Genomic DNA, 14,264 nt, shown 5'->3' with positions numbered 1-14,264 from the left:
ATCCACGAGTCTTCATAGCGGGGCCCTGGGCCACAAGACCCGACCCAGCGACTCCGCCACCCCCATAGCGTCTGACCGACGAACTGCGAGCGTGCGAGCGGGAGGAGGGCAGTCGATCGGGCGCTGGGCTGAGCACCCGACGCTGGTCAGACGCTATGTGGGTGGGCGGGGTTACTGCTTGGGTCTTGAGCCCGGGGCCCCGCTTATGCAGAGTTCGTGGATCACCCTGACCGGTAGGGGTCGGGGTGCCTACATGCATAGGAGGCCCCGGTGTTTACCGAGCGTACAAGCCTGGGATTGGATGTCCATGCCCGCAGCGTGATCGCTGCCGCGATCGACTGCTCCACGGGCGAGTTGATCGAGAAGTCTCTTCCGAATGACCTGGTCATGATCAGCGAGTTCGTCGAGGGCCTCGCTCGTGATCATGGCACGTTGCGGATCACGTACGAGGCTGGCCCCACCGGCTTCGGACTTGCCCGCTTCCTGGCAGAGGCGGGTCATGCGGTCCAGGTCGCAGCTCCCTCGAAATTGCTACGGCCAGCGGGCGAGAGAGTCAAGACCGATCGCCGCGACGCGGTACTGCTGGCCCGACTGGCTCGAAATGACGACATCACTCCCGTGCGGATCCCGACTCTCGGCGAGGAGTCCGCCCGCGACCTGGTCCGTTCGCGTGACGATGCCCGACGGGACCTGATGAGCGCCCGCCACCGGCTGGGGAAACTGCTGCTGCGCCGCGGCTACGCGTTCCCCGGCACGACCACCTGGGGCCGGGAACACGAAAGGTGGCTTCGTGCGGTCCGCCGCGAGGAACTGACCACCTGTGGGGTCGGCACCGTCACCGCGTTCGATGACGCTTACGACGCCGTCACCCACACCCTCGCCCGCCGGGACCGTCTCGACGCAGCGATCTTCGACCTCGCGGAGAACAGCGAGTTCACCCAGACCACGCAGCGCCTGGCCTGTCTGCGAGGAGTCTCCACCCTGACCGCCTTCGGACTGGCAGTGGAGATCGGTGACTGGGACCGGTTCACCGGGTCCACCATCGCCGCCTACCTCGGGTTGGTCCCCTCCGAGCACTCTTCCGGACAGACGAGAGCGCTGGGAGGGATCACCAAGACCGGCAACTCCCACGCCCGACGCCTGCTGGTCGAGTCGGCCTGGCACCACAAGCCCCGCTACGCCCCCGGACCGGTCCTGCGCCAGGACTGGGCGAAGGTTCCTGCAGTCATCGCGGAACGCGCGGACCTCGGCAACCGACGCCCCTTCACCACCGTTGGATGGTGCTCGAAGAGCACCACAAGCGACACGCGGTCGCGAACACCGCGATCGCTCGGGAACTGGCCGGCTGGTGCTGGTCGCTGGCCACGATGGAGGCATAACCCCATAGACCGCGCTCACGGGCGATCCCAGAGCTTCTCGGGACGCAGCGTGAGGAGGAGACCAGCGCCTGCTCTGTGAGCAGCCCTGACGGGCCACGCTCGAGCTCAGACAAGCTCCGCCCCTCCCACCGAAACAGCGTCCTGCGGTAACCAACCCGCGCATATCAGACTGACCACGCGTCGACCAGACACGCGGCACCCGAGAAGCACCCCGTGAACGCCGAAGCGGGGGCACCCACCGGCCAGTGAATGCCCCCGCTTCACCCTGCCCCCTTGACAGAAACACCTACATATCAGAGCAACTGCGGCGCCTGTGCGGTGATGTCCTGGATCCGCTGCTGCGCGCGCTGGTGGAGCAGCCCGGTCGTGAACGCGTTGTGACCGCGGCGTCCGCCGGCGTGAGCATGCTCGAGCAGGAATCCCGTGGCCACCACCGCATCCTGCAGCTGCCCGAGCTGGACATGGACCGTCGTGGCAGCGTCGTAGTCCGCCGCGGCGCCCGGTGCCACCGGCAGCAGGAGCTCCGCGGCATAGCGCCAGCGCTTGGCGGCCTTGCGAGCCGAGTGCAGGGCGTGCGGAGCGCCGTGTGCCGCCCGGAGCCGGCCGCGGACCTCGTCCCGCACGCCCTCGAGCAGGCGCAGCGGCGCCCGCCCGACGAGTCGCGGCGGATCCTGCTGCCATGACCGGAGCTGGTCGACGGCACCGCGCCAGCGCGCGCTGTCATGGCGTGCGGCGACGTGCGCGACCGCCGTCCGCCGACGCGAGGCGAGCGCATCGGCGAGATCCTCCCGGACCGGGCCGAGGACCAGCGAGGCGGGCAGGGCCTCGATTTGTGCGAGCAGATCCTGGGCGAGCACGTCGGTGTCCCGCAGCTCACTGAGGGTGCGGGCGACGAATCGCAGGTCGCGGTCGGTCCGGGCGGGGTCTCTGGCGAGCTGCGCGAAGGACTCGGGGAAGGTGCGCAGGGTCGCCCGCAGGCGGCGGAGCGAGGTGCGGGTCTCGTGCACCGTCTCGACCGTCAGCTCCTGCTCCAGTTCGCCCTCGCCGGCGCGCTCGATGCACAGCAGCCCCCGCAGCGCGAGCTCGGAGTGCTCATGGACGTAGGCGGTCAGTGCATCGTCGGGCATCATCGGCGCTCCCAGTGGGAACGATGCAGCGGATGCCATCGACGATCACCGCCTCGGTCGTGGAGTCATGTGCACTCGTCTGACCTCTCTCGGAGTCAGGGGCCGGTTCGAGAGGTGAGACCACGCTACTCCACACGGCGAACGCGGTGGAGATATCGGCCAGGTGCGTGAGCGCGGCGGGCGTGCAGCCGGATTCCAGGAAGATGCCCGCGATGACGTTGGGGGCCGCTGCGGCCGGTGCCGACCGATGAAGAACGAGCAGACGACGATGCAGAGGCTGAAGACCAGGACATGGATACCGAGCACTGCCGACAGCGCCGCCGGGTTGTCGGCGAAGGACCCGGGAAAGCGTTGACCCGGCAGCCATCCGATGTCCCTGCGGGCTGCAGAACGTATCCTGGGGTGCCACGGCATCGGAGGACCTGTGATGATCGCCCCACGTGAGAACCCTGAGTACGACCCCGCTCCGGGGGAGGAACCGATCCCGGAGCTCGAGGATGACGAGACGATCGCGCCCCGACCCGAGGAGGAGATCGCCGACCGGTTCCGCGCCGAACCCGAGGCGGATTCCAGGTCACGTAGGCCAGGCGGGGCTTGAACCCGCGACCGACGGATTATGAGTCCGCTGCTCTGACCGGCTGAGCTACTGGCCCGTACCCTGCGCGCAGGGCGGTCAGGAATCTATCACGGAGACGCCCGGTGACCTGCCCGGCCACCGGGCATCGCCCCTCGCGGTCAGGGGCCGACGCGGGTCGCGGCCGCCCCGCCGGTGCGGGTGTCGCCGGCGGTGACATCGGCCAGCTCGCGGACCACCCGGACGGTGGGGCGCTCCCCGGCACGGGAGGCCTCCATCCACTGCTCGAAGACCGAGCCGCCGGGTGCGGCCGCACTGCGCAGCAGCATCGGGTCCGGGCCGACGGGCAGGTCGATCGCACGTCCGCGCGGTGCCGGGGCAGGCTGCTCGCGGGCCTCGGCGATCGCGTCCCGGAAGGCTGCGCCGGAGCCTTTGAGCCGGCCGTCCTCGTCGAACAGGCCCAGGGTGTGCTCGAGCGGCGGGAAGTCCGCCAACGAGCGGGAGACGTCGTGCGAGCACCACCAGGTGATGCCCCAGAGCTCGGGGCACTGCAGCGAGTTCTCGACCGTGCTGCGCACGAACCAGGGCACGTCCGCCTCCTCCAGGATGCTGCGGGGGGCGCCGACCTCCTGGAGCCAGAGGGGACGCTCCGGGGCGGGGGAGAAGGCGCGAGCCAGCTCGAGGTAGTACTCGGTGCGATGGGCGACCTCGTGGGAGCGGGCGCCGTAGCGCTGGCCGGTGCCGTCGAAGATCCAGGAGTGCACCACGGTCGCGTCCCCGAGCTGCGCGGACTGGTCCGGGGTGAAGGCGTGGTCGTCCATGAACCAGGCGGCGTCGTAGTTGGCGACGGTGTGCATCCCCTGCGGGGCGCCCTCGCGGGCGGCGTCCAGGTGCGTCCTCGTCCAGGCCTCGGCTTCCGGGACCGTGAGGGTGTCGGGGTCGGGGTGGTTGGAGGCGGAGAACTGGTTGACCTCGTTGCCGAGCGAGACGCCCAGCAGGTTCGGGGCGTCGGCCAGCCGCTGCGCGAGGGCCCGCACCAGCTGGGCGGTGGCGGTCACCACCTCGGGGTCGGTGAACATGTTGCGGCGGTGCCAGGTCGCCAGCCAGCTGGGGACGAAGTCGAAGCTCGAGAGATGTCCCTGGATCGCGTCGACCACGACGTCGAGCCCGAGCTGCGCGGCGATGTCGACCACGGCGCGCACGTCATCGAGGGCGCGGGGGCGGATCAGAGTCCGGTTGGGCTGGAGCAGAGGCCACAGCGGGAACAGGCGGATGTGATCGACGCCGAGGGACGCGACGGCGGTCAGGTCCTCGCCCACGGCGTCCAGGTCCAGGTCGAGCCAGGAATGGAACCAACCCTGCCGCGGGGTAAAGTTCACACCGAAACGCACCGGAGCGGTGCCGATCGGGGTGTGCGGAGATGCAGACATCATGTCCTTCCGTCGGACAGAGCTCGGAGACGGTGTGTGCAGCGACGAGCCGGAGGTGCTCGCCGGAGCGCCGGAGATCTTCGGCCCGGTGGCGCCTCCTGCTACTATAGCGGTTTAGTTGACGTTGCGGGCCAATGCCGTGACGTCGGCCTGAGAGGGCGGATGATGACCACCAGCAAGCAGTCGCGGCAGTCCGGCAGCGGCCGGGGGCAGCGCGTCACGATCGCGGACATCGCCCGTCGCGCCGGGGTCACCCCGGCGGCCGTCTCCCTGGCCGTGAACGGCAGGCCCGGAGTCTCGGACGCGACCCGGGAACGGATCATGGCCATCGCTGCGGAGCTGCGGTGGGAGCCCTCGCCCGCCGCCCGCGCCCTCGCCGGCGCCCCGGTGCTCACGGTCGGCATGGTGCTGGCCAGGCCGGCCGAGGTGCTCGGCACCGAGGCGTTCTTCGGTGCCTTCGTCGCCGGGCTGCAGGAGGTCCTCAGCCGCCGCGACTACTCGCTCCAGATGAAGATCGTGGAGACCACCGATGCGGAGATCGAGACCTATCGCCGCTGGTTCGCGCAGCGCCGGGTCGACGGCGTGGTGGTCGTGGATCTGCGGCAGGACGATCCCCGCATCCCGGCGCTCGAGGACCTCGGGCTGCCCGCCCTCGTCGTCGGCGGTCCCGGCCATCACGGCTCCCTGCCCTCCGTCTACGTCGACGACGCCCACGCCACCCGCCTGCTGGTGGATCATCTGGCGGCACTGGGCCACCGGTCCCTCGCACGCGTGGCGGGCAACGAGGACTTCCTCCACACCCTGCTGCGAGATCGTGCCTTCACCGAGCGCTGCGCCGAGCTCGGCCTCGACGCGATCTCGCAGGATGCCGGCTTCGGCACGCGCGGCGCCGAGATCGCCACCGCCGCGCTGCTGGCCCGCCGAGAGCCTCCCACCGCGATCGTCTTCGACAGCGACGAGATGGCACTGGCCGGAACCCATGTGCTGGAGGAGGCCGGGTCCCGGATCCCCGCGGACGTCGCGGTCGCGAGCTACGAGGACTCGGCACTGACCCGCACCCATCGTCCTCCGATCACCGCCATCGGCCGCTCGGCCATCGAGTACGGGCGGGTCGCCGCGACCGGCCTGCTCGAGGTGATCGGGGCGAGCCGGGACCGGCGCGCCTCCTCCGCGGCGGCGGCCCAGGAGTCCCGGGCGATCGAGCCCGTGCTGGTGGTGCGCGACTCCACGCGGCCCGGCGGGCTCGAGCCCGCACCGGTGGCCCACGGCCCGTCCGAGCCGGGGTTACCTTCGTCATAGTGGCCGGTCCGGCCGGGGTTCCGGGATGCGGAGCGCCCCGGATCCCTGCTATCGTCGTCCAGGTCGATCCCGCATAGCTCAACGGCAGAGCACTCGACTGTTAATCGAGCGGTTCTTGGTTCGAATCCAAGTGCGGGAGCACAGGAGCACAGCCCCGGGGGCACCCCGGGGCTGTCTCATGTCCAGATGGTTCTCGCGAAGGAGAAGGACGATGCACTCCGTCCCCGATGATCGCTTCGAGCTCCCGGAGAACTTCGGTCCCGGGAGCGTCTGGGCGGACCGCACCGGAGAACGCACGCTGCGGGGCCGCAACCAGCGCGGCGTCGAGATCCCGATCGGACACGGCGAGGGGGAGATCAACCCCGGAGAGCTGCTGAAGCTCGCCCTGATCGGCTGCGCCGGCATGAGCAGCGACGTGAACCTCTCCCGCCGCCTCGGCGCGGACTTCGACATGCGGCTGTGGGCGCACGGCACCTCCGACGAGGAGCAGAACCGCTACCTCACGATCGCCGAGGAGGTGCAGCTCCCGCTCGAGGGGCTCACCGCGCAGGAGATCGCCACCGTGGTGAAGGTCTTCGGGCGCGCGGTCGCCGCCGGCTGCACGGTCGAGCGCACCGTCGTGCCCGGCGCGGAGGTCACCCACCGCATCCTCGGCGCCGAGGAGTCCGATGCCCCGGAGGCGGGGCAGGCATGACCGTCCGCCCCATCCGCATCGTCGGCGATCCGGTGCTGCGCACCCCCTGTGATCCGATCAGGACGATCACCGACGGCACCCGTGCCCTGGTGCAGGACCTGCTGGACACCGTCGACGACGAGGGTCGTGCCGGCGTAGCGGCGAATCAGATCGGGATCAGCCTGCGCGCCTTCTCCTGGAACCTCGGAGAGGAGGGCGGCCTCGGCTGCATCCTCAATCCCGTGATCGTCGAGCTCTCCGAGGACCTGCAGCACGACGACGAGGGCTGCCTCTCCGTGCCCGAGCTCTTCTTCCCGCGCACCCGCTCCGCCTATGCACGCTGTGTGGGCATGGACATCGAGGGGCAGGAGATCGAACTGGCGGGGGAGGGCCTGGTGGCACGGCTCATCCAGCACGAGGTCGGGCACCTCGACGGGGTCCTCTACATCGACGGCCTGGAACGCTCCGTGAAGAAGCGCGCATTGCGCCAGATCAGGGAGACCCTCTAAGCTCTGCACGGACAGGCACTCGCTGTCATCAGATCCCTCCGCAGTACCGATTCGTTGGGGAAGACGCATCGGACACCGGAAGGAACGAGATGACCCAGGGCGTTCTGTATATCCACTCCGCTCCGCGGGCCCTCACACCGCACATCGAATGGGCCGCCAGCGGAGTCCTCGGCATGCCCGCACGCATACGCTGGGAGGACCAGCCGGTCAGTCGCGGGCTGCAGCGGGCGGAGATGACCTGGCGCGGACGCGAGGACACCGGGGCGCTCCTGGTCAGTGCTCTGCGCGGCATGCACGAGGTCCGCTTCGAGGTCACCCAGGAATCGACCTCCGCGGTCGACGGCGCACGCTGGAGCTGCACGCCGGAGCTCGGCATCCACCACGCCGCGACCGACCACGCCGGCAACATCGTGCTCACCGAGGACCATGTGCGCGGCTGCATGGACCGGGCCGGCGACGATCCGGTGGCGCTGCGCCGCGAGCTCGGCATCGCCCTGGGCGGGCCCTGGGACGAGGACCTCGAGATCTACCGCCACGCCGGCGAGGGCGTGCCGATGCGCTGGCTGCACCGCGTCAGCTGAGCGCCCCGCTCCCGCGCACCATCCCGGGCAACGAGGACGAGGTCCGGAGCACCTTCCGCGAGGAAGGGCTCCGGACCTCGTCCTCGACGGTGCGCTGCGGGACTCAGGCGCTGGTGAACACCACGGCGATGTCGTGGCCACCGAAGCCGAAGGCGTTGTTCAGCACGGCGACGTCGCCGCCGGGCAGCTCGGCCGGGGCGTTCTGCGCGACCCGTATCTGCGCCTCGGGATCGAGGGTGTCGATGTTGATGGTCGGCGGCGCCGTCCGGTGGTGGGCGGCCAACACCGAGAACACGGATTCCAGTGCTCCGGCGCCGCCCAGCAGGTGACCGGTCATCGACTTGGTCGAGGTGACCACGATCTGGTCGGTGTCCCCGTCCAGCGCGTCGGAGACCGCGCGCAGCTCGTTGATGTCGCCGAGCGGGGTGGAGGTGCCATGGGCGTTGACGTGGACGATGTCGCGGGCGGCGAGCTCGGCATCCTCGACGGCCTCGCGCACCGCGCGAGCCTGGCCCTCGGCCGACGGCGCCGAGATGTGGTGCGCATCCGAGGCCATGCCGCGCCCGGCGGCGTAGGCGTAGACACGGGCCCCGCGGGCGGCGGCGTGCTCCTCGCTCTCCAGGACCAGGATGGCGGCACCCTCACCGAGGACGAATCCGTCGCGGTCCACGTCATAGGGACGTGAGGCGTGCTCGGGATCATCGGTGCGGGTCGAGAGGGCGCGGATGTTCGCGAAGGCGGCGATCGTCATCGGATGGATCGATGCCTCGGTGCCGCCGACGACGACCACGTCCGCACGGCCGTCGCGGATCATCGCCATCCCCAGCGCCACGGCCTCGGCGCCGGAGGCACAGGCGGAGACGGGGGTGTGGGCACCGGCACGGGCACCGAGCTCCATGGAGATCTGAGCGGCCGACCCGTTGGCCATCAGCATCGGGACGGTGAACGGATTGACCCGGCGGGCGCCGCGCTCGCGCACCACGTCCCACTGGTCCAGCGTCGTCCAGATCCCGCCGATGCCGGTGCCGACCACGACGCCGAGCCGCTCGGTGGCGACCTCGGGGGCGCCGGCGTCGGCCCAGGCCTCGCGCGCGGCGACCATGGAGTACTGACCGGAGGGGTCCAGCTTCCGGGACTCCGGGCGGCTGAGCGAGTCGAGCGCCCCGGGGACCAGCTGGCAGGCGAAGTCCACGGACAGCCCGTAGCGCTCCTTCCAGTCGTTGTCGAAGGTGCGCGCGGTGGAGGTCCCGGCCAGGGCTGCCTCCCAGGTGGAGGTGACGTCACCGCCGAGCGGGCTGACGGTGCCGAGGCCGGTCACGGCGACACGGGAACGGGGAGCGGACATACGGACCTCCGGGTCGGGGCGGCAGGCAGACGGCGACGCCCGGGACGGGAGCGTCCCGGGCGTCAGGCGGGGCTCAGTTCTGAGCGCCCTCGATGTACTTGACGGCGTCGCCGACGGTGGCGAGATTCTTGACCTCTTCGTCGGGGATGCGGACGTCGAACTTCTCCTCGGCGTTGACCACGATGGTCATCATCGAGATGGAGTCGATGTCGAGGTCGTCGGTGAAGGACTTGTCGAGCTTGACGTCCTCGGTGGCGACACCGGTCTCCTCGTTGACGATCTCGGCGAGGCCCGCGAGGATCTCGTTCTCGGTGTGTGCCATGGGTGCTCCTTCAGGTGTGCGGATGTGTGGCGGTCACAGACTACCCGTGCTACCGGGGGGTAACTGGTCGGTGGGGAATGTGTCCACCGCGTGGCGTGACGCGGCTGACAGTCGCTCGGGACGGATCAGGGCAGGATCAGCACCTGGCCGGCATAGGCGAGGCCCGCGCCGAAGCCGAACTGCACCAGCACGTCCCCGCTCTTCGCAGCGCCCTCCTCGATCAGCCGGTGGGTGGCCAACGGGATCGAGGCGGCCGAGGTGTTGCCGGTCTCGGCGATGTCGCGACCGATCACGACGTCCTCCGGCAGCTTCAGCTGCTTGGCGAGCTCGTCGATGATCCGCATGTTCGCCTGGTGGGGCACGAACACGTCGACGTCCGCGACGGTCAGACCGGACTTGTCGAGCATCTCGCGGATCTTCTCCGCGGTGTGCCACACGGCCCAGCGGAACACGGTGCGGCCGTCCTGCTCGAGGGTGGGCCATCCGTTCTCGCCGTCGCGGAAGCCCGTCAGCGAGCCGGTCATGCGGATCGTGTCCCAGTGGTCCCCGTCGCTGCCCCACACGGTCGGGCCGATCTTCGGCGTCTCGCTCGGGCCGACGACGGCTGCGCCCGCGCCGTCGCCGAGCAGGAACGAGATGGAGCGGTCGGTGGGGGAGACGACGTCGGAGAGCTTCTCCGCACCGATCACCAGCACGTTGCGGGCGGCGCCGGAGCGGATCAGCGCATCGGCCTGGCCGATGCCGTAGGCGAAGCCGGCGCAGGCCGCGGAGATGTCGTAGGCGATGACATCGGGCCGGCCCAGCTGCCCGGCCAGCAGTGTGGCCAGCGACGGCGTCTGGTACGGGAAGGTGATCGTGGAGACGATGATCCCGTCGAGGGTCTCCAGGTCGATGCCGGAACGCTCGATGGCCTCCTGTGCGGCGGTGAGCGCGAGGTCCTGGACGCCGATGTCCTTGCTGGCCCGCATGCGGGTGATGATGCCGGTGCGCTGGCGGATCCACTCGTCGGAGGAGTCGATGGGTCCGACCAGGTCGTCGTTGGGCACGACCAGGTCGCCGCGGGCCGCACCGAAGGCGAGCACCTGCGAACCGGCGACGGTGGGCTGGGTGGTGAGGGAGACGGCCATGTCAGTTCTCCTGGGCTGTGGGGGCGGCGGTGGCGCCGGCATGCTCGCGCACCAGGGTGCGGGCGGCGTCGAGGTCATCAGGGGTGTTGAGGTTCGTCAGGGCGATGCCCTTGAGCTCGCGCTTGGCGAGCCCGGTCAGGGTGCCGGCGGGGGCGACCTCGATCATCGCGGTGACGCCGCGATCGCGCAGGGCCGCCATGCACGCCTCCCAGTCCACGGGAGAGGCGACCTGGTCCACGATCAGCTCGAGGTACCGGGCCCCGGAGCTGATGACCTCCCCGCCCGCGTTCGAGATCAGGGGCACCGTCGGATCCTGCGTCGACAGGCTCGGGGCGAAGGCGGCGAGCTCCTCGCGGGCACCGGCCATGTATGGGGTGTGGAAGGCCCCGGCGACCTGCAGCGGGATCACGCGCGCCTTGGCCGGACCGTCCTCCGCGAGCGCCGCGATCTGCTCGGCCGAGCCGGCGGCGACCACCTGGGCGGCGGAGTTGAGGTTGGCCGCGTGCAGGCCGTGACGCTCGATCGTCGCCAGGACGTCCTCGCGGGTGCCGCCGACGACGGCCGCCATCGAGGTCGGCTCGGCCGCGGCGGCCTTCGCCATCGCCTGCGAGCGCACCGCCACCAGGCGCATCGCGTCCTCATTGTTGAGCACGCCGCCGAGTGCGGCGGCGGTCAGCTCACCGACGCTGTGGCCGGCGAACGCGTCGGGAGCCGGGAGGTCCTGGTCCTGGTACAGGGAGGAGGCGGCGATGATGCCGGCCGCCACCAGCAGCGGCTGGGCCACGGCGGTGTCGCGGATCGTGTCCGCATCGGACTCGGTGCCGTGGCGGAGCAGATCGGTGCTCGCCGCCTCGGACAGCGCGGAGAGTGCTTCTGGGACGCCGGGCAGCTCGTGCCACGGGCTCAGGAAACCGGGCTTCTGCGCCCCTTGTCCGGGACAGACGATCGCGAGCACGGGAACCTCCAGGGGGGGGACGGGGGACGGCCCGCCCGCACGAGGAGACGGGCCGACGAGGGCAGGGACCGTCGGGCCGCCCGTCGCCGAGGACGGGCGGCCCGACGGGAGGATCAGGACTCGCCGCCGAACGAGCCGGACTGGCCGGCGTTCACGTTCGTCAGGTCGTACTTGTCGATGGCCTCGCGGACCACCGAGGGATCCACCTTCCGCTCCTTGGCGAGCAGCTGGAGAGCCTTGACGACCATCGAGTGGGCGTCGATCTTCAGGTGGCGACGGGCGGCCGGACGGGTGTCCGAGAAGCCCCAGCCATCGGCCCCGAGCACGCCGTAGCTGCCCGGGATCCACTCGCGGATCATGTCCGGGACCATGAAGTCGTAGTCGGAGGTGGCGATGAACGGGCCCTGGACGCCCTCGAGGCGCTGGGAGATCCACGGGGTGCGCTGGTCCTCGGGGTGCAGGAGATTGTGCTTCTCGACCTCCAGGGCCTCCTTGCGCATCTCCGTCCAGGAGGTCACCGACCAGACGTTGGCGTTGACGCCCCAGTCCTCGGACAGCAGCTCACGGGCGTGCAGCGCCCACGGGACACCCACACCGGAGGCCAGCAGCTGCGCCTCGGGGCCGTCGCCCTCGGGCTTGGCCTCGAGCTGGTACATGCCCTTGAGCAGCCCCTCCACATCCAGGTTCTCGGGCTCCTTCGGCTGCACCATCGGCTCGTTGTAGACGGTGATGTAGTAGAAGACCTCCGCCACACGGTCGTCCTCGCCGTACATGCGCTGCAGACCGTCGCGGATGATGTGGCCGAGCTCGTATCCGTAGGTCGGGTCGTAGATGACCGCGCCGGGGTTCGTGGAGGCCAGGATCGGCGAGTGGCCGTCCATGTGCTGCAGGCCCTCGCCGGCGAGCGTGGTCTTGCCCGCGGTCGCGCCGATCACGAAGCCCTTGGCCATCTGATCGCCGGCGGCCCAGAAGAAGTCGCCGGTGCGCTGGAACCCGAACATCGAGTAGAAGATGTAGAACGGGATCATCGGGAGGTCGTGCGTGGCGTACGAGGTGCCGGCCGCGGTGAAGGCCGCGGTGGAGCTGATCTCGTTGATGCCCATGTGCTTGATCTGGCCGGAGGTCGACTCCTTGTAGGCCAGCAGCAGGTCGCGATCCACCGAGAGGTAGTTCTGACCGTCGGGGTTGTAGATCTTCGCCGTCGGGAACAGCGAGTCCATGCCGAAGGTGCGGGCCTCGTCGGGGACGATCGGCACCCAGCGCTTGCCGGTCTCCTTGTCCCGCATGAGGTCCTTCAGCAGGCGCACCAGCGCCATCGTCGAGGCGATCTCCTGCTTGCCGGAGCCGCGCTTGACGACCTCGTAGGCCTTGTCGCCGGGCAGGTTCAGCGGCTTGTGCTCGGTGCGGCGGGAGGGGACCGGACCGCCGAGGGCCGCACGGTGCTCCTTGAGGTACTTCATCACCGGGGTGTCGTCGTCCGGCAGGTAGAACGGGGCGTCGTAGACGCTGCCGGACTCGAGCTGCTCATCGCTGATCGGGATGCGCAGGGCGTCGCGCAGCCCCTTGAGGTCCTCGGCCGTGAACTTCTTCATCTGGTGGGTCGCGTTGCGGCCCGCGAAGTTCTTGCCCAGACGGTAACCCTTGACGGTGTGGGCGAGGATCACGGTGGGCTTGCCATTGCGCTCCGTGGCCTGCTTGAAGGCCGCGTAGATCTTCTTCGCGTCATGGCCGCCGCGGTTGAGCTTCCACCAGATGTCCTCGTCGGAGAGGTCCTCCACGAGCGCCTTCGTGCGCGGATCGCGTCCGAAGAAGTTGTCGCGGATGAAGGCCCCGTCCTCGGCACGGTAGGTCTGGTAGTCGCCGTCCGGGGTGGCGTTCATCAGGTCGATGAGCGCGCCGTCGGTGGACTTCTCCAGCAGCGGATCCCAGCCGGAACCCCAGATCACCTTGATGACGTTCCAGCCGGCGCCGCGGAACTGGCTCTCCAGCTCCTGGATGATCTTGCCGTTGCCGCGGACCGGGCCGTCCAGGCGCTGCAGATTGCAGTTGACGACGAAGGTGAGGTTGTCCAGGTGCTCCTTGGCGGCGATGTGCAGCGCGCCGCGGGACTCGACCTCATCCATCTCGCCGTCGCCGAGGAAGGCCCAGGTGTGCTGCTCGCTGGTGTCCTTCAGTCCGCGGTTCTGCAGGTAGCGGTCGAAGGAGGCCTGCTCGATCGCGGCGACCGGGCCGATGCCCATCGACACGGTCGGGAACTCCCAGAAGTCCTTCATCGCGCGGGGATGCGGGTAGGAGGGCATGCCGTGCTGGCTGGAGACCTCCTGGCGGAAGCCGTCGAGATCCTCCTGGGAGAGGCGACCCATCATGAAGGCGCGCGAGTAGATGCCGGGGGAGGCGTGGCCCTGGAAGAAGACGTGGTCGCCACCGCCGGGGTGGTTGCGCCCGCGGAAGAAGTGGTTGAAGCCGACCTCGTACATGGTGGCGATCGAGGCGTAGCTGGAGAGGTGACCGCCGACGCCGATGCCGGGGGCCTGCGCGCGATGCACGACCATCGCCGCGTTCCAGCGGTTGATGTTCCGCAGCTCCTTCTCGAGCTCGGGGTCACCGGGGTACTCCGGCTGCTGATCCGCGTCGATCGTGTTGACGTAGTCCGTGGTCAGCGATTCGGGGAGGTGGATGTCCTCCTCGCGCGCGTGCTGGATCACGCTCTGGACGATCTCGGAGGCGCGCTCGGAGCCGCGGTGCTCGACGAGACCGTCGAACGAATCCAACCATTCCCGGGTCTCTTCCGGATCCGGATCCTGGGCGTGGCTCGGCAGGTTGATGCCGATGGGACGAGGAGTCTCGTGCGAAGTCACACTGTCCTTCTCTCTACGGGAGGCGACGGACCGGCCGTGGGAGCTGAGGATCGCCGGTGGGCCCGGCTCCTTCGGCCTCGGTGCA

Annotated in this window: 13 protein-coding genes and 2 tRNA genes; 7 read left to right on the top strand and 8 right to left on the bottom strand. The window is 69.8% G+C overall.

All coding sequences use genetic code 11. The features are described 5' to 3' along the window. Positions 1-270: 270 nt before the first annotated feature. Positions 271-1,458: an IS110 family RNA-guided transposase gene (locus tag ACHUEU_RS15270; RefSeq protein WP_394216955.1), complete on the top strand. Its 1,188-nt coding sequence runs from the start codon at positions 271-273 to the stop codon at positions 1,456-1,458. A gap of 214 nt (positions 1,459-1,672) precedes the next feature. On the opposite strand, the gene ACHUEU_RS15265 is transcribed toward ACHUEU_RS15270, so the two are convergent. Then, complete coding sequence (locus ACHUEU_RS15265; protein WP_394216954.1) at positions 1,673-2,509, bottom strand: CHAD domain-containing protein; 837 nt, start codon at positions 2,507-2,509, stop codon at positions 1,673-1,675. A 424-nt stretch (positions 2,510-2,933) separates the two neighbouring features. Between ACHUEU_RS15265 and ACHUEU_RS15260 the strand changes: the two genes are divergently transcribed. Further along, positions 2,934-3,104: a hypothetical protein gene (locus ACHUEU_RS15260; RefSeq protein WP_394216953.1), complete on the top strand. Its 171-nt coding sequence runs from the start codon at positions 2,934-2,936 to the stop codon at positions 3,102-3,104. On the opposite strand, the gene ACHUEU_RS15255 is transcribed toward ACHUEU_RS15260, so the two are convergent. Both ACHUEU_RS15255 and ACHUEU_RS15250 read right to left on the bottom strand, forming a co-directional pair. Next, positions 3,086-3,159: transfer RNA gene (locus ACHUEU_RS15255), tRNA-Ile, on the bottom strand. The genes ACHUEU_RS15260 and ACHUEU_RS15255 overlap by 19 nt on opposite strands. Before the next feature lie 82 nt (positions 3,160-3,241). Further along, on the bottom strand, positions 3,242-4,513 hold the full coding sequence (locus ACHUEU_RS15250; protein WP_394216952.1) for a glycoside hydrolase 5 family protein: 1,272 nt from the start codon (positions 4,511-4,513) through the stop codon (positions 3,242-3,244). Between the two features lie 162 nt (positions 4,514-4,675). On the opposite strand from ACHUEU_RS15250, the gene ACHUEU_RS15245 reads away from it, so the two are divergent. From ACHUEU_RS15245 to ACHUEU_RS15225, 5 genes are all read left to right on the top strand, one after another. Then, positions 4,676-5,809 carry a LacI family DNA-binding transcriptional regulator gene (locus tag ACHUEU_RS15245; RefSeq protein ID WP_394216951.1) on the top strand — a complete coding sequence of 378 codons (1,134 nt, stop codon included), beginning with the start codon at positions 4,676-4,678 and terminating at the stop codon, positions 5,807-5,809. Positions 5,810-5,876: 67 nt separating this feature from the next. Beyond that, positions 5,877-5,948, top strand: a tRNA-Asn gene (locus tag ACHUEU_RS15240). Between the two features lie 72 nt (positions 5,949-6,020). Continuing rightward, complete coding sequence (locus ACHUEU_RS15235; protein WP_394216950.1) at positions 6,021-6,503, top strand: OsmC family protein; 483 nt, start codon at positions 6,021-6,023, stop codon at positions 6,501-6,503. Then, the gene (locus tag ACHUEU_RS15230; protein WP_394216949.1) at positions 6,500-6,991 is read left to right on the top strand and encodes a peptide deformylase; all 492 of its coding nucleotides are present in this window, start codon (positions 6,500-6,502) and stop codon (positions 6,989-6,991) included. The genes ACHUEU_RS15235 and ACHUEU_RS15230 overlap by 4 nt, the downstream gene beginning before the upstream one ends. A gap of 89 nt (positions 6,992-7,080) precedes the next feature. Beyond that, positions 7,081-7,572 carry a DUF3145 domain-containing protein gene (locus ACHUEU_RS15225; RefSeq protein ID WP_394216948.1) on the top strand — a complete coding sequence of 164 codons (492 nt, stop codon included), beginning with the start codon at positions 7,081-7,083 and terminating at the stop codon, positions 7,570-7,572. 103 nt (positions 7,573-7,675) lie between these two features. On the opposite strand, the gene ACHUEU_RS15220 is transcribed toward ACHUEU_RS15225, so the two are convergent. The 5 genes from ACHUEU_RS15220 to aceE form a co-directional block, all read right to left on the bottom strand. Next, positions 7,676-8,917, bottom strand: a complete 1,242-nt coding sequence (locus ACHUEU_RS15220; protein WP_394216947.1) for a beta-ketoacyl-[acyl-carrier-protein] synthase family protein — start codon at positions 8,915-8,917, stop codon at positions 7,676-7,678. Between the two features lie 73 nt (positions 8,918-8,990). Beyond that, the gene (locus ACHUEU_RS15215) at positions 8,991-9,239 is read right to left on the bottom strand and encodes an acyl carrier protein (RefSeq protein WP_394216946.1); all 249 of its coding nucleotides are present in this window, start codon (positions 9,237-9,239) and stop codon (positions 8,991-8,993) included. A gap of 125 nt (positions 9,240-9,364) precedes the next feature. Further along, positions 9,365-10,366 (bottom strand): beta-ketoacyl-ACP synthase III, encoded by a 1,002-nt coding sequence (locus ACHUEU_RS15210; protein WP_394216945.1) that lies wholly within the window; start codon positions 10,364-10,366, stop codon positions 9,365-9,367. A 1-nt stretch (position 10,367) separates the two neighbouring features. Next, a complete protein-coding gene (locus tag ACHUEU_RS15205) occupies positions 10,368-11,321 on the bottom strand; it encodes an ACP S-malonyltransferase (RefSeq protein ID WP_394216944.1) in 954 nt (317 codons plus the stop codon). Positions 11,322-11,434: 113 nt separating this feature from the next. Then, complete coding sequence (gene aceE, locus ACHUEU_RS15200) at positions 11,435-14,179, bottom strand: pyruvate dehydrogenase (acetyl-transferring), homodimeric type (protein ID WP_394216943.1); 2,745 nt, start codon at positions 14,177-14,179, stop codon at positions 11,435-11,437. Positions 14,180-14,264: the final 85 nt, after the last annotated feature.

Origin of the sequence: Brachybacterium vulturis (assembly GCF_043641765.1) — a bacterium.
Taxonomy (GTDB): Bacteria; Actinomycetota; Actinomycetes; order Actinomycetales; family Dermabacteraceae; genus Brachybacterium; species Brachybacterium vulturis_A.
The sequence above is the reverse complement of the archived record's forward strand: the minus strand, read 5'-3'. Positions and strand labels throughout refer to the sequence as shown.

Excerpts from the sequence above, each read along its gene's own strand:
- ACHUEU_RS15230 (WP_394216949.1), top strand. The coding sequence starts at position 6,500 with ATGACCGTCCGCCCCATCCGCATCGTCGGCGATCCGGTGCTGCGCACC.
- ACHUEU_RS15215 (WP_394216946.1), bottom strand. The coding sequence starts at position 9,239 with ATGGCACACACCGAGAACGAGATCCTCGCGGGCCTCGCCGAGATCGTC.
- ACHUEU_RS15225 (WP_394216948.1), top strand. The coding sequence starts at position 7,081 with ATGACCCAGGGCGTTCTGTATATCCACTCCGCTCCGCGGGCCCTCACA.
- ACHUEU_RS15235 (WP_394216950.1), top strand. The coding sequence starts at position 6,021 with ATGCACTCCGTCCCCGATGATCGCTTCGAGCTCCCGGAGAACTTCGGT.
- ACHUEU_RS15220 (WP_394216947.1), bottom strand. The coding sequence starts at position 8,917 with ATGTCCGCTCCCCGTTCCCGTGTCGCCGTGACCGGCCTCGGCACCGTC.
- ACHUEU_RS15265 (WP_394216954.1), bottom strand. The coding sequence starts at position 2,509 with ATGATGCCCGACGATGCACTGACCGCCTACGTCCATGAGCACTCCGAG.
- ACHUEU_RS15260 (WP_394216953.1), top strand. The coding sequence starts at position 2,934 with ATGATCGCCCCACGTGAGAACCCTGAGTACGACCCCGCTCCGGGGGAG.
- ACHUEU_RS15250 (WP_394216952.1), bottom strand. The coding sequence starts at position 4,513 with ATGATGTCTGCATCTCCGCACACCCCGATCGGCACCGCTCCGGTGCGT.
- ACHUEU_RS15245 (WP_394216951.1), top strand. The coding sequence starts at position 4,676 with ATGACCACCAGCAAGCAGTCGCGGCAGTCCGGCAGCGGCCGGGGGCAG.
- ACHUEU_RS15210 (WP_394216945.1), bottom strand. The coding sequence starts at position 10,366 with ATGGCCGTCTCCCTCACCACCCAGCCCACCGTCGCCGGTTCGCAGGTG.